General features: G+C 66.1%; 14 protein-coding genes. 9 read left to right on the forward strand and 5 right to left on the reverse strand.

Annotated features, from left to right (window positions below):
* The first annotated feature begins 1 nt into the window (after position 1).
* Both H8F01_RS06085 and H8F01_RS06090 read left to right on the forward strand, forming a co-directional pair.
* The gene (locus tag H8F01_RS06085) at positions 2-571 is read left to right on the forward strand and encodes a chemotaxis protein CheB (protein ID WP_187058130.1); all 570 of its coding nucleotides are present in this window, start codon (positions 2-4) and stop codon (positions 569-571) included.
* On the forward strand, positions 568-1,563 hold the full coding sequence (locus H8F01_RS06090) for a diguanylate cyclase domain-containing protein (protein ID WP_187058131.1): 996 nt from the start codon (positions 568-570) through the stop codon (positions 1,561-1,563). The genes H8F01_RS06085 and H8F01_RS06090 overlap by 4 nt, the downstream gene beginning before the upstream one ends.
* 2 nt (positions 1,564-1,565) lie before the next feature.
* Here H8F01_RS06090 and H8F01_RS06095 read toward each other — a convergent pair whose 3' ends face one another.
* The 3 genes from H8F01_RS06095 to H8F01_RS06105 all read right to left on the reverse strand — a co-directional run bounded on the left by H8F01_RS06095 (position 1,566) and on the right by H8F01_RS06105 (position 5,563).
* Positions 1,566-2,036, reverse strand: coding sequence for a hotdog fold domain-containing protein (locus H8F01_RS06095; protein WP_187058132.1), 471 nt, complete (start codon positions 2,034-2,036; stop codon positions 1,566-1,568).
* 98 nt (positions 2,037-2,134) lie between these two features.
* Positions 2,135-4,606 carry an acyl-CoA dehydrogenase gene (locus tag H8F01_RS06100; RefSeq protein ID WP_187058133.1) on the reverse strand — a complete coding sequence of 824 codons (2,472 nt, stop codon included), beginning with the start codon at positions 4,604-4,606 and terminating at the stop codon, positions 2,135-2,137.
* 66 nt (positions 4,607-4,672) lie between these two features.
* A complete protein-coding gene (locus H8F01_RS06105; protein ID WP_187059179.1) occupies positions 4,673-5,563 on the reverse strand; it encodes an alpha/beta fold hydrolase in 891 nt (296 codons plus the stop codon).
* Positions 5,564-5,689: 126 nt separating this feature from the next.
* Between H8F01_RS06105 and H8F01_RS06110 the strand changes: the two genes are divergently transcribed.
* The 5 genes from H8F01_RS06110 (at position 5,690) to H8F01_RS06130 (ending at position 10,385) form a co-directional block, all read left to right on the forward strand.
* Positions 5,690-6,268 carry a TetR/AcrR family transcriptional regulator gene (locus H8F01_RS06110; protein WP_187058134.1) on the forward strand — a complete coding sequence of 193 codons (579 nt, stop codon included), beginning with the start codon at positions 5,690-5,692 and terminating at the stop codon, positions 6,266-6,268.
* A 291-nt stretch (positions 6,269-6,559) separates the two neighbouring features.
* Entirely contained in the window at positions 6,560-8,341 is a 1,782-nt protein-coding gene (locus H8F01_RS06115; RefSeq protein ID WP_187058135.1) for a phosphoenolpyruvate carboxykinase (GTP), read from the forward strand.
* A 127-nt stretch (positions 8,342-8,468) separates the two neighbouring features.
* Complete coding sequence (locus H8F01_RS06120) at positions 8,469-9,017, forward strand: RNA polymerase sigma factor (protein WP_187058136.1); 549 nt, start codon at positions 8,469-8,471, stop codon at positions 9,015-9,017.
* Positions 9,014-9,463 (forward strand): hypothetical protein, encoded by a 450-nt coding sequence (locus H8F01_RS06125; protein WP_187058137.1) that lies wholly within the window; start codon positions 9,014-9,016, stop codon positions 9,461-9,463. The genes H8F01_RS06120 and H8F01_RS06125 overlap by 4 nt, the downstream gene beginning before the upstream one ends.
* A gap of 19 nt (positions 9,464-9,482) precedes the next feature.
* Positions 9,483-10,385 (forward strand): DUF4097 family beta strand repeat-containing protein, encoded by a 903-nt coding sequence (locus H8F01_RS06130; protein ID WP_187058138.1) that lies wholly within the window; start codon positions 9,483-9,485, stop codon positions 10,383-10,385.
* An 80-nt stretch (positions 10,386-10,465) separates the two neighbouring features.
* Here H8F01_RS06130 and H8F01_RS06135 read toward each other — a convergent pair whose 3' ends face one another.
* Positions 10,466-11,383 (reverse strand): hypothetical protein, encoded by a 918-nt coding sequence (locus H8F01_RS06135; RefSeq protein ID WP_187058139.1) that lies wholly within the window; start codon positions 11,381-11,383, stop codon positions 10,466-10,468.
* Positions 11,384-11,647: 264 nt separating this feature from the next.
* On the opposite strand from H8F01_RS06135, the gene H8F01_RS06140 reads away from it, so the two are divergent.
* Positions 11,648-14,545 carry a bifunctional diguanylate cyclase/phosphodiesterase gene (locus H8F01_RS06140; RefSeq protein ID WP_187058140.1) on the forward strand — a complete coding sequence of 966 codons (2,898 nt, stop codon included), beginning with the start codon at positions 11,648-11,650 and terminating at the stop codon, positions 14,543-14,545.
* 117 nt (positions 14,546-14,662) lie between these two features.
* Here the strand turns inward: H8F01_RS06140 and hslO are convergent, their stop codons facing one another.
* Positions 14,663-15,562 carry an Hsp33 family molecular chaperone HslO gene (gene hslO / locus H8F01_RS06145; protein WP_187058141.1) on the reverse strand — a complete coding sequence of 300 codons (900 nt, stop codon included), beginning with the start codon at positions 15,560-15,562 and terminating at the stop codon, positions 14,663-14,665.
* 119 nt (positions 15,563-15,681) lie between these two features.
* Between hslO and mtgA the strand changes: the two genes are divergently transcribed.
* On the forward strand, positions 15,682-16,422 hold the full coding sequence (mtgA, locus tag H8F01_RS06150) for a monofunctional biosynthetic peptidoglycan transglycosylase (RefSeq protein WP_187058142.1): 741 nt from the start codon (positions 15,682-15,684) through the stop codon (positions 16,420-16,422).
* Positions 16,423-16,483 lie beyond the last annotated feature (61 nt).

The raw sequence follows: 16,483 nt of genomic DNA on the forward strand, positions 1-16,483 counted from the left end.
GATGGCTGCCCCGCAGGCCATCGTGATCGGGTGCTCGGCCGGTGGACTCACCGCGCTGGAGCAGCTGCTTGCCGGGCTTGACCCGGCGCTGCCGCAGGCCATCGCCGTGTGCTGCCACACCGGTTCGGCCAATGTCGACCTGATGTGCGAGTTGCTGGCCAAGTACGCCACGCTGCCCGTGGAGGAAGCCCGCGAACGTGCCCCCATGCGCGGCGGCGTCATCCATGTGGCGCCCAGCGGCTATCACCTGCTGGTGGAAACAAGCCGGCGTTTCGCACTGTCCGTGGATCAGCGCGTGAGTTTCGCGCGCCCTTCCATCGACGTCCTGTTCGAGTCCGCCGCCGAAGCATGGCGCGAGGCGCTGGTGGGCGTGGTGCTCACCGGAGCGAACAGTGATGGCGCCCGCGGCCTGCTGAAGGTCCGCCAGGGTGGCGGCGTGGCCATCGTGCAGGACCCCGCGGATGCCGAATCCCCCACCATGCCAACGGTCGCGCTGGAACTAGCCGGCGCGGACCATTGTCTTCCCCTCGCGGACATCGCGCCGCTGCTCAATCGCCTCTGCCTGCCATGACCTTGCCTACTCCCAAGATCCTCGTCGTCGACGACACCGCCGCCAATCTCGTCGCCATGCGCCACCTGCTGGCCGACAGCGGGGCGGCGGTGTACGAAGCCAGCAGCGGCAACGCGGCCCTGGCGCTATGCCTTGACCATGAGTTCGCGCTGATCCTGCTCGACGTCAACATGCCCGACATGGATGGCTTCGAGGTGGCGTTCCTGATCGGCGAGGACGAACGCCTGCGCGACACGCCCATCATCTTCGTCACGGCGGCCTACGCGGACGATATCAACCGCGTGCGCGGCTACCACTTCGGCGCGGTGGATTACATCGAGAAGCCGGTCAACGACATGATCCTGCAGTCCAAGGTGCGCGTGTTCCTTGAGCTGTACCGCGCCCGTGCGCAGCTGAAGGCGACGCTGGAGGAGCTGGAAGAGCGCAACATGCAGCTCAACGTGGAGATCGGCGAGCGCCTGCGCATCGAGGAGCGCATCCGTCACCAGGCCACCCACGACATGCTCACCGGCCTGCCCAACCGCGTGCTGTTCCACGACCGGCTGCAGACCGCCATGCAGCGCGTGCCGCGCCACGGCCCCGAGCTGGCATTGGCACTGCTCGACATCGACGGCTTCAAGGCCGTCAACGACAACCATGGCCACCCCGCCGGCGATGCGCTGCTGAAGGCCATCGCGCACCGGCTGGCCCATGACGTGCGCGCCAACGACACCGTGGCCCGCCTGGGCGGCGACGAGTTCGCGCTCATCTTCGAAGACGTCAGCGATGAACCCTCGCTGCTGCATCGCTGCGAAGAGGTGTGCGCCATGCTGGCCGAGCCTTATCCACTGGAAGGCAGCCAAGGTCCGTTCGAGGCCCGCGTGAGCGCCAGCATCGGGCTGGCCGTGTGGCAGGGCCAGCAGCAGGATGACGAGGCGTTGATCCAGTCGGCCGACCGCGCGCTCTACCAGGCCAAGGAAAGCGGCAAGAATCGCTGCGTGATGTCGGCCTGAACTCAGGCGGCCTTGCGCGGCGACACCCACATGTCGATGCGCGCGCGGAACACCTCTTCGCCTGCCTGGTTGCGCACACTCACCCGTACCGGCCACGCATAACCGTTGGACGCCTCCGCAGCCGGCGACTCCGGCACGGCCCGGGCGACCAGCGTGCCCTTGGCCTTGGCCAGGTATTCCACCGTCATGCCCTTGGGAATCCAGCGCATGCCTGGGGGAATGGTCACGTCGGTCATCATGCCGGCGGTGAGTTCGGCCGCGTTGCACAGCGCAATCGCATGCACCGTGCCGATGTGGTTGTGCACGCGACGGCGATCGCGGATCGCCACTTCGCACGCGCCCGGCTCCAATGTCAGGAAATGCGGCGCGATGGTGGCGAAGTAAGGGGCCTTGAAACAGATCAGGCGGCCGTACAGCCAACGACCACCCGGCAGCGAAACCAGACGACGGTACAGCGACAAGGCCTGACTCATGGCGAATCTCCGGCGCGGACGGCGCCACGGCGCCGCCCTTTCGTACGTCGATGGATGGCCGTCACCCGCGCACGAAGCGAGGGCGACGGCCACGGAAGTCAGGCCGCGTCGGCCAGCTTCTTCTTGCGGTCGGCGCGCGTCACCGCGGCACCGAGTTCGGACGGGTCGAAGTCGTCCACCGAAATGAACTCGAACACCCCTTCGCGCACGCGCTTGAGCAGTTCGAATTCGGCGGCGTTGATCACGCCGGCCTGCATGGCTTCAGTGAGCTGACCCACGTAGTCGTGCGAGGTGAACTGGCCCGACTTCTGCGCCTTGCCGAACTTGCGCTCCACCGGCTCGGCCGCGATCACGTCCGGCAGCAGTGCGTTCATGCGGCCGATGGTGTTGTTCGCGGTGGGCGTGAGGTAGGTCCATTCGGTGAGGCGATCGCGGGCTTCGCCCGGTGCCGTGATGATGGCGGCCACGCGACGACCCAGGCGATCCGACGGCGGCACTTCGCGACGACCGAACGGGAACACCAGCGCACGCAGCAGCCACGACACCGGCTTCACCGGGAAGTTGCGGATGGCGCCGTCGAGTGCGGTCTGGATGCGCCACATGCACTCATGGAAAGCCCAGGCCAGCAGCGGGCGATCCGCTTCCGGACGACCGGTGTCTTCATAGCGCTTGAGCATGGCGCTGGCGATGTACAGGTAGCTCAGCACGTCGCCGAGACGGGCCGAGAGCTTTTCCTTGAACTTCAACTTGCCGCCCAGCACGCCCATGAAGGTGTCGGCACACAGCGCAAGCGCGGCCGAGTAGCGGTTGAGCTTGCGGTAGTAGCGACGCACGTAGGCATCGCCCGCCGTATCACCGATGCGTGAACCAGTCACACCCAGCGTGAACGCGCGCACGGCGTTGGAGATGCCGAAACCGATGTGGCCGAACAGCGCGCGGTCGAAGGTCTTCAGGCGATCGCCGTAATCGGCGATCGACAGCGCCTGCATTTCCTTCAGCACGTAAGGATGGCAGCGGATGGCGCCCTGGCCGAAGATCATCAGGCTGCGCGTCATGATGTTCGCGCCTTCCACGGTGATCGCGATGGGCACGCCTTGCCACGCACGGCCCGCATAGTTCTTCGGACCCAGCTGCACGCCCTTTCCGCCGTGCACGTCGAGCGCGTCACCGGCAATGGTGCGACCCCACTCGGTGGCGTGGTACTTCGCGATGGCCGACGGCACGGCGGGCTTCTCGCCGCGATCCACCGCCGCGGCGGTGGCACGTGACAGGGCAGCCGTCGCATAGGTGAGGCCGCCGATGCGGGCCAGCGCTTCTTCCACGCCCTCGAAGCGGGCAATGGAGAGACCGAACTGCTTGCGCATGCGCGCATACGCACCGGTGGCGGCTACGGCGGCGCGCACGCCGCCCGTCGCGTTCGACGGCAACGAGATGGCGCGGCCCACCGACAGGCATTCCACCAGCATGCGCCAGCCGTGACCGGCCATGTGCGGGCCACCGATCAGCACCGACATCGGCACGAACACATCCTTGCCGTGCAGCGGGCCGTTCTGGAACGGGATATTCAGCGGGAAGTGGCGGCGGCCGATTTCCAGGCCGGGCGTGGAGCGCGGCAGCAGCGCCAGCGTGATGCCCAGGTCGGCCTTGTCGCCCAGCAGCTTGTCCGGGTCATACAGGCGGAACGCCAGGCCCACCACCGTGGCGATCGGCGCCAGCGTGATGTAGCGCTTGTCGAAGGTGAGCTTCATGCCCAGCGTTTCCACGCCGTCGACCATCTGCTTGCACACGATGCCGAAGTCGGTGATGGACGTGGCGTCGGAGCCGGCGTACGGGCCGGTGAGCGCGAAGCAAGGGATTTCCTCGCCAACGGCAAGGCGCGGCAGGTAGTGGTTCTTCTGCTCGTCGCTGCCGTAGTGCAGCAGCAGTTCCGCCGGGCCCAGCGAGTTGGGCACGGCCACCGTGGATGCCACCGTGGCCGACATGGTCGCCAGCTTCTGCAGCACGGCCGAGTGCGCCAGCGCCGAGAAGCCCAGGCCGCCGTACTGCTTGGGAATGATCATGCCGAAGAACTTGTGCTTCTTGATGAAAGCCCAGACGTCCGGCGGCAGGTCGGCAAGCTCGTGCGTGATCTGCCAGTCGTCGATCATGCCGCACAGTTCTTCGACCGGGCCATCCATGAAGGCCTGCTCTTCCACGTTCAGCTCGGGCTTGGGCTGCTTGAGCAGCTCGTGCCAGTCGGGCTTGCCGGAGAACAGCTCGCCTTCAAAGCCGACCGTGCCCGCTTCCAGCGCGGTCTGCTCGGTTTCCGAAAGCTTCGGCGTGACCTTGGCGAACATCTTCAGCAACGGCGCACTGATCTGCCGGCGGCGGAAGGCGGGCATCAGCAGCGGCACGGCAATCGCCAGCTCGATCACCAGCAGGATGAAGGTAGTCCACGGCGCGCCGGCGATAAGGCCGACGACGAGGGTGGCGGCCACGGTGGCAATCGCCCAGGTACGCAGGCTGCTGCGGTGGTAGGCACAGGCGCCGGTAGCGATGATCGCCGCCAGCAGGGTCAGTATCACGGACATCACAACACCTCGTTACGAATGGCGTCTGGGTGGAACAGGGAAATCATCGGGCGGCGTTTCATCGGATCAGGCCGATACCGCATCGCTGCGATCGGCGGAAGCAAGCTTGGTCACGAAGCGGGCGATTTCGCGGATGAACGCGTCGTTGGCATCGCCCGCCACCATGTGCGTGGCACGCGGCAGCTCCACGTGTTCGGCGTGCGGCACCAGCTGCAGGAATTCGTCGACCGTGTCGCGCGACACCACGTCGCTGCGACCGCCGGACAACAACAGCACGGGAACGCGCACCTTCGCCGCGGCCGCCATCAGGCGCGGCTGGTAACGCTCGCTTTCGCGCACCAGCCCGTTGAGCAGGGCCGGATCCCAGTGCCAGCGCAGGCGGCCGTCGTCGCCTTCGCGCAGCAGTGGTCGCAATTGGTCTTCTGATTTGCGCTCGGCGCGATGCGGCAGGTATCGGGCAATTTCCTCGGCGGCCTGCGCATAGCTGGCAAAGCCGTCCGGATGGGCCTGCATGAAGGCCAAAATGCGTTCCACGCCCTTGGTTTCCCAACGCGGCGTGATATCCACCAGCACCAGCGCACGGAAGGCGGCGGGGTCAATCTCACCCGCCATGACCAGGCCCAGCAGCCCGCCCATCGACGCGCCCACCAGGATCGGCTTGTGCAGCTCCGCATGTGCCAACAGGCGCAAGTCGCCGATGAACTGCTCCATGTGGTACTCGCCATCCACCGCATGCTGGCTCTCGCCGTGGCCCCGCGCATCGAATGTCACGCAGCGGAATCCCTCGGCGGCCAACGCCCTGGCGGCTCCGCCCCAGGCGCCCCGGGTCTGCCCGAAGCCATGCGCGAACAGCAGCGATGGATGGCCCGCAGGCCGGCGCGTCTCAACGGACAGCGTCAGGCCATCAACGGCCGTGACGCGGGTGACGATCTTCTCGGTGGCGGGCTCATGTACCATACGCATGAGTATGGGTCGCAACAAACCGCTGCGTCAATACGCGCCGCGACAGGCCGAGCATCCGGCGATTCAACGACTTGCCGTCCAGCCAATTGCAATGCTGCTGTCAGGGGATACCATACGGGTATGAATGCAAGCGCCAAACCTGAACGCACCCGCCTTTCCGCCGAGGATTGGGAAGACGCCGCCCTTCGGCTGATCGCCGATCAGGGTGTTGGCGCTCTCGCCGTGGAAGCGCTGGCCCGCCAGCTGGGGGTCACCAAGGGCAGCTTCTACTGGCACTTCCGAACCCGCGAGGCCCTGCTGCAGGCGGCACTCGAGCGCTGGGAGCAGTACGGCGAGAAGGAAGTGATCAGCCAGATCGAGGCCATGCCCGATGCGCTGGGGCGCTTGCCGGAGCTGTTCCGCCGGGTGGCTCACGAAATCGCTCCCCACCGCGTGTATGCCGCGCTGCTCAAGGCGCTGGATCATCCGCAGGTGGTGCCGGTGATGGCCCGCGTGTCGCAACGACGCATGGAATTCCTCACCAACATCTACCGCGAGGCCGGCCTGGTTCCGGAAGAGGCGCTCAACCGCGCCCGCCTGACCTATGCCGCCTACGTGGGTTTCCTGCAGCTCAATTTCACGCTTGGCCTGCCACGGATCAGTCACGAGGAGTTCGACGCCTACGTGGAGCACATGATCCGCACGCTCACGCCGCGCTGATCCCGGGTACGGGGAAGTCCAGGGGAACGCCGCCTTCGGGCGGCGTTTTTTTATGCCTGCCGACAGCCCGGGCAACGGCCCCATGAGGCACGCCGGCAGCGATTCTCCCGATCCGCAAGCCACTGGCAGTCCACCTGCCAAAGTGGTCTGCTGTTACATCTGTAACTGTCCAGTGCAGCAACGAATTAGGGGTGCGCCCAGTTGCCTTTTGCTGCACCCCGACTTGTCATGCCAGTACGCGTAAGTTACCGTTTCTACTCTTTTTTGGCTTAAGACCAGAGCGAGGAAACGATGTCGAGCAAGCTGGAAGCGCTGCAGCGCTGGGTGGATGACGTGGCGGCGCTGACCCGCCCCGCGAAGATCCATTGGTGCGACGGGTCTGACGCCGAGTACAAGCAGCTGGTGCAGCAGATGCTGCAGACCGGCGACCTGATCGAGCTCAACCAGCAGACCCATCCGGGCTGCTATCTGCACCGCTCGAGCCCCTCCGACGTGGCCCGTGTCGAGCACCTGACCTTCGTCTGCACCCAAGAGCAGGACGACGCCGGCCCGAACAACCACTGGATGGCCCCGGCCGACGCGCACGCCAAGATCGACGGCCTGTTCGACGGCTGCATGGAAGGCCGCACCATGTACGTCATCCCGTACTGCATGGGCCCGATCGATTCCCCGCTGGCCCGTTGCGGCGTGGAGATCACCGACAGCCCGTACGTGGTGGCCAACATGCGCACCATGACCCGCATGGGCGCTGCCGCGCAGGCGCGCATCGAGCGCGAAGGTTCCTTCGTGAAGGGCTTGCACTCGACCGGCGAGCTCGATCCCGAGCGCCGCTTCATCATGCATTTCCCCGAAGAGCTGACCATCAAGTCCTACGGCTCCGGCTACGGCGGCAATGCGCTGCTGGGCAAGAAGTGCCACGCGCTGCGCATCGCCAGCTACCAGGCGAAGTCCGAGGGCTGGCTGGCCGAGCACATGCTCATCGTCGGCATCGAGAATCCGCAGGGCGAAACGCACTACATCGCCGCCGCATTCCCGTCGGCCTGCGGCAAGACCAACCTCGCCATGCTCATTCCGCCGGAGGGCTACCGCAAGGACGGCTGGAAGGTGTGGACCGTCGGCGACGACATTTGCTGGATGCGCCCCGGCGCGGATGGACGTCTGTATGCCATCAATCCGGAAGCCGGCTATTTCGGCGTGGCGCCGGGCACCAGCGACGCCACCAACCCGAATGCGTTGTCGACCATCGCGCGCGACACCATCTTCACCAACGTGGCCGTCACGGCCGACAACCAGCCGTGGTGGGAAGGCCTGCCAGGCACGCCGGTCACCGACTGGCAAGGCCGTCCGTACGATCCGGCCAATGGTCCGGCCGCGCATCCCAACTCCCGCTTCACCGTGAGCGCGAAGCAGTGCCCCACCTGGTCGCCGCGCGCGGAAGATGCGCAGGGCGTGCCGGTCAGCGCCATCGTGTTCGGCGGTCGCCGTCCGTCGCTGATCCCGCTGGTGTTCGAGGCGAAGGACTGGAAGCACGGCGTACTCGTCGGCGCCGCCATGGGTTCTGAAACCACGGCCGCCGCCACCGGTGCGGTCGGCGTGCTGCGCCGTGACTCGATGGCCATGAAGCCGTTTGCCGGCTACCACTACGGCGACTACTTCCGCCACTGGCTGTCGTTCGACCAGCCGGGTGCGAAGCTGCCGAAAATCTTCCACGTCAACTGGTTCCGCAAGGGCGATGACGGCCGCTTCATGTGGCCGGGCTTCGGCGACAACCTGCGCGTGCTGCAGTGGATGATCGACCGCGTGGAAGGCCGCGTCGCCGGTGACCAGACCCCGATCGGCACCCTGCCCAAGGCCAACGAGCTCCAGCTCGACGACTTGGCGCTGGATCGCTCCACGGTCGATGCCCTGCTCCATGTCGACCACGCCGGCTGGACCGCCGAGCTGGCCGCCATTGGCGAGTACCTCGAAAGCTTCGGCAACCGCATGCCCACCGAGCTGCATGCCGAGCAGCAGCGCGTTGCCAAGGCGCTGGACGATGCAGCGGTGACGCCGCGCGCGGCCGTCGCCTCCTGACGACCGCCCCACCCCGCCGGCCGACAGCGCCGGCGGGGTTTTCTGCGACTCCCATCTAAACCTTGCCGCGCGGTGGCGCATCCAAGCTGGCAAGATGATCGCAGCCTGCCCCGCCACCGGAACCACGATGCCGCCAGCACCCGCTGCGGATCCCAGCGACATGGATGACGTCCACGCGGCGGCGGCCGGTGATCGCCTGGCATTCCAGCGCCTGTATCGCGCGCATGTGGATCGCATCTACGGTGCGGTCCTGCGACTGGCCGGCTACGACCACGCCCGCGCGGAAGACCTCACGCAGGACGCCTTCGTACGCGCCTGGCAGAAGCTGTCCGGCTTTCGCGGCGAGAGTGCGTTTGGTACGTGGCTTTATCGCCTTGCCGTGAACGTCGCGTTGATGGACATCCGCTCGCGCAGCGCGGACCCGGTCGCCATGATGGACGAGGACAGCATCCCCGATCACGGCGAAACGCCCTTCTGCGCCGCCGAGCGCGACGAGCTGGAACGCGCGATCGGCAAGCTGCCGCCGCGGGCGCGTGCGGTGCTGGTACTGCATGACGTGGAAGGCTGGCGACACGAGGAAATCGGTGCCGAACTTGGCATGGCAGTGGGTTCGTCCAAGGCGCAGCTGCATCGTGCCCGTGGCCTGCTGCGGAAAGTATTGGGAGAACGCTCATGAACGAATTTGAATGGCTTCGCCAGACGCGCGCCCTGCGCGAACCGGTCACGCCGCGCCGCGACCTGTGGTCCGGCATCGATGCCGCGCTGGATGGCGTCGACACCACCAAGACGACCGCGCCCGTACCACGACGCGCCCTGCGCCAGCCGCAGAACTGGCTGATCGCGGCAAGTTTCGTCGGCCTGTCACTGTTCGCCGGCAGCCTTGCCGTGCACCTGCGCGACCGCACGCTGGCCAACGCCACCGCGACCACCGCGCCGGACATGGGCCGCTGGCGCCCGAATGATCCGCGCCTGGCCGGCGCGGCTGTTGAACTCGACGCCGCCAACATGGAACTCAAGCAGGCGATCGAACAATCACCCCATTCACCGGCATTGCAACGACTGCTCAACCGTACGCAGAAGCAACAGGCGCAATTGCGACAGATGGAACACCAGGCTGGTTGAGTCCAGCGGAGCCTTCACCATGAAAACCGCACGCTTCATCCCACTCCTGCTCAGCCTGTCGATCGGCCAGGCCCTGGCCGATACGCCCATCAACCTCAGCCACGATGCGCTGCCCAACGCACGCGTGAGCATCAGCAACATCAAGGGTGAAGTCACCGTAAGCGCCTGGGATCGCAACGAAGTGCAGGTTACCGGCCGCCTCGGCGAAGGCGCCAAGCCGCTCGCCATCGAGGGCAGCAACAGCAGCATGAACATCAAGGTCGAGTCGCAGGGCAAGTCCGGTTGGCTCAACTTTGGCAGCGATACCTCGATGGGCAGCAGCAAGCTGGACGTTCGCGTGCCGCGAGGGGCATCGCTCGACGTCGAGGTCGTCAGTGCGCCCATGAACATCGACGGCATCGACGGCGGCACCATCAAGGTCAACACGGTGAGCGGCAAGGCACGCATCAACGCGCGCTCGCCCAACGTGGATGCCAATGCGGTCAGCGGCAGCATCGAACTTGCCGGCGGCGCGGACAAGGTCTCGCTGCAAACGGTCAGCGGCGACATCCTGGCGCCCAATGTCGGCACCGAGGCGGATCTGCAGACCGTGTCCGGGCGCATCCGCGTCAACGGCGGGCCGTGGCGCAAGCTCAACCTGAGCACGGTTTCCGGCGACGTGCAGCTGGGCGGCGGTCTTGCTCCCAACGGCACCTTCGATGTCGACAGCATGAGTGGCGACGTGCAGGTGCAAGTGCCCTCCAACCTGTCGGCCACGATCAAGGCCAGCACCTTCAGCGGCGATCTGCGCAGCGACTTTGGCAACGTGCAGAAGGGCGACCACGGCCCGGGCAGCGAACTGCGGGCCACCGCGGGTAACGGCAGCGGCAAGATGAATATCGAGACCTTCAGCGGCGACCTGCGCATCCGGCGCCAGGACTGACCGCCACCTCTCGCGCAAACAAAAACGCCGGGCAATGCCCGGCGTTTTTCATGCGTGCCGGCAGCAACCGGCAGTAACGATCAGAGATCCTGGTGGTACTGCACGTACGGCGTGCGCGACTGATCCGGTTCCGGACCCGCCGGCGTGTTGACGCCACTGCCCGACGACCACAGGTTCTGCGCGCCGATACTCAGCTGGCCCTGCCACGGCAGACGCCAGGTCACGCCCAGGTCGATGCTGTTCCAGCGACGATCGGGGTTGTAACCATTACCCGGAACACCGGCCTCCGGCGCCATGGTACGACCCACGATGCTGCCGCTCAGCGGACCGCTGTCCACGCCGAAGCTCACCGCCTTCTGGTCAAGCGTGTTGACGCCCAGCAGGTTGCCCGGAAGCAGGCGCACGCGTCCGACGCTGGCACCCAGATCGATGCCGCTCTTGGCATCCAGCGACATGCGCCCGCGCGCGTTGATCTGCGTGCTGCTGTCAAAACCGGAAAGACCATTCACGCCCGGCAGTGCGCCCGGCAGCAGTCGCGGCAAGGTGGCGGCACCCTGCACATTGTCCGTGCCCACGCTCAGGCCCACGGAGTAACGGCCATCATTGTAGGTGGCCCCCACTTCGCTGCCGATGATGCGCGGCGCCTGGTTGTTGGCCCAGTTGTGCTCGCTCACGCCCACGTGAGCCTGCACGTTGGGAGCGATGCCATAACGGATATCAGAGGACTGCACCGTCGCCGAATCGACCGCGCGGAATTGCAGCGGCGCATCGGTAAGCTGGGCGGAGGTCAGCGAATCGCTGTTGGTCTGCAGCGCGAGCCAACGGCCGTCGGCACCACGCCAGAGCGGCACGCCGTTGCCCATCGCATTCTGGGTGGCCTGGTCAGGCGACTGCGAGAGCAGTCGGCTGGCGGCGCTGTACGAATCATTGGCCGAACTCTGCCCTGCCGCGACAAACGGCATGAACAAAAGTGGCAATGACAAGAACAGACGACGCATCTACGCGAAAACCCCCGCGGTACCATGTGGTCGGGACGGATTTCGCCCCCTCCCAGAGACGAATTCGCCGTAACGATACCACGTTTTACTTTTTGCTAACACCCAAAAACCAGGTTTGTGCACCGGATCCTGAAGACCCGCATCACAAATTTTTGACATCCGGAAACAGAATAGGTTCCCGGTTCATCCGGTCAGCGACAAAGCTGAATGGAGGAGATATATAGTCCTCCCCTGTCGACAACGTACGGATCCGTCCTGCGACTGATGACCCCGGTTCTCCCAAGCCACATGCCCGCCACCCCGGCGGACAGCGCTCTCGCTGCCCTTCATGCAGCGGTGGAGCGCCTCTTCCGCGCGGCCGATGCGGCCAGCGTGGCGGAGATCTGTGAGGCCATGCTTAGGGATCTGGGCATCGAGGGCCGCCTCCACTGGCGGCTGCTGGGCGACACGGAGCCGCCGAACGAGCAGCTGACCCAGCTTGATCTGGCCGAGGACCCGCAGGGCCTGCGCTCGCTGGTTCTGGCCCTGCCCACCGGCACGATCTCAGACCCCATGAGAGAAAATCTCTCGTGGATCGGGCGACTGGTGGCCTGTCGCCTGCGCCAGCTGGCCGAAACCTCGCGTCTTTACGAAGCCATCTCGCGCCTGGCCCTGGCCGAACGACTGCAGCGCGCGCTCTACGCCATCGCCGACCAGGCGGGCGCCGAGCACAACATGACCGAGATGATGCATTCGCTGCACGCCATCCTCGGCAGCCTGATGTACGCGGAGAACTTCTACATCGCGCTCTACGACGCGCCCACCGATACGGTGCGCTTCCCGTACTACGTGGACACGATGGACAAGGAGCCGCCCTCGCCCGACGAGTCGGTACCGCTGCAGGACATGCGCTACAGCCTGACCTGGAACCTGTTGCAGACCGGCCAGGCCATCATGGGTTCGGTGACCGAGCTCACCGAGCAGTTCAAGGGTCGCTTCGTGTTGCTCGGACCCGTGTGCGAACACTGGCTGGGCGTGCCCTTGCTGCGCGATGGACGCATCGTGGGCGGCATCGTGATGCAGAGCTATCGCGAAGACACCCACTACAGCGAGCACGACCGCGAACTGCTCAGCTACGTCGCCAAACACGTGCAGACGGCGCTCGAGCGGCGCGAGGCGCACGAAGAGCTCGAGCGCCGCGTCTCCAGCCGTACCGCGGCCCTGCGCGAGGCCAACCGCGTGCTGCGCCAGCAGGTGCTGCAGCGCCAGCGTGGCGAGCGTTTGCAGGCCGCCCTCTTCCGCATCGCCGAGCTGGCCAACGCCTCCGAGAGCATCGACAACTTTTACGCCGCGGTGCATCGCGTCATCGGCGGCCTGCTCTATGCGCGCAACTTCTACATCGCGCTGCTGGACGAAGAACAGAAGACGCTGAGCTTCCCCTACTCCGTGGACGAGTTCGACACGGTGCGCCTGCCGCGTGCCCATGGCCGGGGCGTCACCGAGTACGTGCTGCGCCATGCCAAGCCGCTGCTGGCTGATCCGGCCGAATTCGACCGCCTGCAGCACATGGGCGAGGTCACCCATCGTGGCTCGCGCTCGCTCTGTTGGCTGGGCGTGCCGCTGATCTGGGGCGACCGCGCCATGGGCGTGCTGGCGGTGCAGAGCTATTCGCAGGAACACACTTACGACGTCCGCGACCAGGAGTTGCTCACCTTCGTGGGCTACCACGTAGCCAACGCACTGCAACGCAAGCACACCACCGAGTCGCTGAAGCAGGCCTACGCAAGCCTGGAGCGCCGCGTCACCGAACGCACGCGCGCCCTTGCCCTGGCCAACCGCGACCTGCGTGAGCAGATTGCCGAGCGCGAGCGCGTGGAGCGCCGCCTGAAGTACGAAACCCTGCACGACTCGCTGACTGGCCTGCCCAATCGCACGCTGTTGCTGCAGCGCCTTGAACAGGCATTGCAGCGCTATCACAGCGATACGCAGGAACTGTTCGCGGTGCTGTTCATCGACCTGGACCGCTTCAAGGTCATCAACGACTCCGTCGGCCACCTGGTGGGCGACGACCTGCTGTTCCAGGTGGGTGGTCGCATCCGTGCCTGCCTGAAGACGCGCGACGTCGTTGCTCGCCTGGGCGGCGACGAATTCGCCGTGCTGGCCGAAGGCATCACCGACCCCAAGATGGCGATGCTCATCGCCGAACGCATCATCGACGAGCTGCAGACGCCCTTCCGCCTCGGCGCGAAGGAGATCTTCACCTCGGCCTCGATCGGCATCGCCCTGCCCAGCCCGCACTATCAGCGCCCGGAAGAGCTGCTGCGCGACGCCGACGCCGCGATGTATCGCGCCAAGGATGAAGGCCGCCATCGCGCGGCGGTGTTCGACGATCGCCTCCGCCGCGAAGCCTTGTCCCTGCTGGAAATGGAAGGCGACCTGCGCCGCGCGCTGAGCCGCAACGAATTCGTGCCGTTCTACCAGCCCATCGTGGCCCTGCAGACCGGCCGCACGGTGGGCTACGAGGCCTTGCTGCGCTGGCGCCATCCCGATCGTGGCCTGCTCACGCCGGGCGACTTCCTGGCCGTGGCCGAGGAAAGCGGCTGCTCGGAAAGCATCGACTGGCAGATCTTCGAACAAGTCTGTGCACAGGCCGAAGCGCTGGCCGGCAGCGACGGCTTCGTGAGCATCAATGTGTCCGGCCGGCACTTCCGCTCGCTGGACCTGGACAAGCGCATGCTCGACCTGATCGAGTCGCATCGCGTGCCGCCACGCTGCCTGCGCATCGAGGTCACCGAGCGCGCCCTGCTGGAGAACGCCGCGCAGGTGAAGCGCATGCTCGATAACCTGCGCAGCCAGGGCGTGAGCATTGCCCTGGACGATTTCGGTACCGGCTACTCGTCACTCAGCTACCTGCACCAGTACCCCATCGAAACGCTGAAGATCGATCGCTCCTTCATCGTGGAATTGCCGCGTGAAGGCGGGCATGGTGCGGCCGTGGTGCGCGCCATCCAGGCGCTGGCCAATTCGCTGCAGATGCAGGTGATCGCCGAAGGCATCGAGGATGAGGAACAGCGCGAGGCGCTGCTGCGCATCGGTTGCCGCTACGGCCAGGGCTTCCTGTTCGCCACGCCCAAGATGGCCGAGGTGTGGCTGCAGCGGGAACACCACTTCGCTCTGCCCTGAGGGCACGCCCATTCGTTCGCCATTCCGGCGCACCCCGCAAAAGGGGACAAGGGCCGGAGTGACGAGCAAAAAAACGGCGCCTCAAGGGCGCCGTTTTTCTTGCTCGCGAAGCAAGGCTTACTGCGTCGTCTGGGGCGCACTCGTGGTCGGGCTGACGCTGAGCAGGTGCTCGGCATCGACGCGATCGAAGGTGTAGCGCTGTGCACAGAATTCGCAGATCACCTCGATCTCGCCTTCACGGGCTTCCAGCGCCGCTTCCACTTCGTCGCGGCCCAGCGAGCGAAGCACCGCCTCGACACGCTCGCGCGTGCAGCTGCAACCAAAGGCCAGCGGACGGGGCTCGAACAGGCGCACCGACTCCTCGTGATACAGGCGGTACAGCAGCTGTTCCGGTGCGGTGGCGAGCAGCTCTTCTGCGCCCAGGGTGGCCGTAAGGTGCTGGATGCGCGTCCAGGCATCCGCATCCTCCACCACGTCGTGGCCACCTTCGTCCGGCAGCTTCTGCAGCATCAGGCCCACGGCATGCTCGCCGTCGGCGGCCAGCACGATGCGTGCCGGCAGCTGTTCGGACTGGCTGAAGTAGTTCTCCAGCGCCGAGGCCAGCTCCGGATGCTGCAGGTCGACCAGGCCCTGGTAACGCTGGCCACGCTCGGCATTGCCGATGGTGATGGCCATGATGGCATCCGGCAGCTCGGCCAGATCCAGCGTGGCCGGCAACGGATCGCTCCAGCGCGCCAGGCCACGCAGGCGACCCTGATCGGTGCATTCGGCAAACAGCAGGCGCAGCGGGCCGCTGCTCTTCAGCTCCACCGAAAGCGCGCCTTCGAGCTTGATGTTGCCCGTCAGCAAGGCGCTGGCGGCCAGGGTCTGGCCAAGCACGGAGCGCAACGTGGCCGGATAGGCGGAACGACCGGCGACTTCGCGCCAGGCCGGCCCCAGACGCACGAGCACGCCGCGCACGCCGGCGCGCTCAAGCATGAAGCGATGCAGCACATCTTCGACAAGCACGGTTTCCACGGGATGGACCTCTCAAGAACAATTCAACTAGATGGGGGCGCCTGCATGCGGGCACAACGGCCGGCGGCGAGAGGGGGCTGGGGCCCCTATACTGCCGCCAATTCCGCCCAAGCGCCGCCATGACATCACGACGCCCGTTCGCCGCCCGCCTTTTGCGCTCCATCATCCTGGTCGCGGTTGCCTGGCTGGCGCTCAGCTGGCTCATCGTACTGATCCTGCGGTTCGTGCCACCCTGGACGTCGGCGGTGATGATGGAGCGCCAGGTTGGCGCGCTCATCCATGGCGAGAAAGACTTCCATCTGCAGCACCACTGGGTGCCGTGGAGCCAGGTGTCGCCGTATGTGCCGCTGGCCATGGTGGCCGGTGAGGATCAGAAATTCCCGTTTCACCACGGTTTTGACTTCGACTCCATCCAGGACGCCGTGGACGCCGCCGACGAGGGACGTCGCTTGCGCGGCGCCAGCACCATCAGCCAGCAGACCGCCAAGAACCTGTTCCTGTGGAACGGGCGCAGCTTCGTGCGCAAGGGGCTGGAGGCGTATTTCACCGTGCTGATCGAACTGACCTGGCCCAAGCAGCGCATCCTTGAGGTGTACATGAACATGGCGGAGCTGGGCGACGGCATTTATGGCGTGGGCGCCGCCAGCGATGCGTTCTTCCACGTGCCGCCCGCGCGGCTCAGCGCGGCCCAGGCGGCCCGCCTGGCCGCGGTGCTGCCCAGCCCCCGCCGCTTCCATGCCGACCGCCCCACCGCCTACGTGCAGAGCCGTGCGGACTGGATCCAGCAACAGATGGCACAGCTCGGCGGCCCGGGATACCTGCAGGGCAGGCAGCAGCCGCGTGACACGCGCCGCCGTTGAGGCTCGCCCGACACCGACGCATGCACTAGCATTCGCCGTTCCATCAAGAAGCCGCTCGCGC

The sequence above is a fragment of the Dyella telluris genome (genome assembly GCF_014297575.1).
GTDB lineage: Bacteria > Pseudomonadota > Gammaproteobacteria > Xanthomonadales > Rhodanobacteraceae > Dyella > Dyella telluris.

Coding starts and splice junctions, on each gene's coding strand:
- H8F01_RS06085 (WP_187058130.1), top strand. CDS start 2: ATGGCTGCCCCGCAGGCCATCGTGATCGGGTGCTCGGCCGGTGGACTC.
- H8F01_RS06090 (WP_187058131.1), top strand. CDS start 568: ATGACCTTGCCTACTCCCAAGATCCTCGTCGTCGACGACACCGCCGCC.
- H8F01_RS06095 (WP_187058132.1), bottom strand. CDS start 2,036: ATGAGTCAGGCCTTGTCGCTGTACCGTCGTCTGGTTTCGCTGCCGGGT.
- H8F01_RS06100 (WP_187058133.1), bottom strand. CDS start 4,606: ATGTCCGTGATACTGACCCTGCTGGCGGCGATCATCGCTACCGGCGCC.
- H8F01_RS06105 (WP_187059179.1), bottom strand. CDS start 5,563: ATGGTACATGAGCCCGCCACCGAGAAGATCGTCACCCGCGTCACGGCC.
- H8F01_RS06110 (WP_187058134.1), top strand. CDS start 5,690: ATGAATGCAAGCGCCAAACCTGAACGCACCCGCCTTTCCGCCGAGGAT.
- H8F01_RS06115 (WP_187058135.1), top strand. CDS start 6,560: ATGTCGAGCAAGCTGGAAGCGCTGCAGCGCTGGGTGGATGACGTGGCG.
- H8F01_RS06120 (WP_187058136.1), top strand. CDS start 8,469: ATGCCGCCAGCACCCGCTGCGGATCCCAGCGACATGGATGACGTCCAC.
- H8F01_RS06125 (WP_187058137.1), top strand. CDS start 9,014: ATGAACGAATTTGAATGGCTTCGCCAGACGCGCGCCCTGCGCGAACCG.
- H8F01_RS06130 (WP_187058138.1), top strand. CDS start 9,483: ATGAAAACCGCACGCTTCATCCCACTCCTGCTCAGCCTGTCGATCGGC.
- H8F01_RS06135 (WP_187058139.1), bottom strand. CDS start 11,383: ATGCGTCGTCTGTTCTTGTCATTGCCACTTTTGTTCATGCCGTTTGTC.
- H8F01_RS06140 (WP_187058140.1), top strand. CDS start 11,648: ATGACCCCGGTTCTCCCAAGCCACATGCCCGCCACCCCGGCGGACAGC.
- mtgA (WP_187058142.1), top strand. CDS start 15,682: ATGACATCACGACGCCCGTTCGCCGCCCGCCTTTTGCGCTCCATCATC.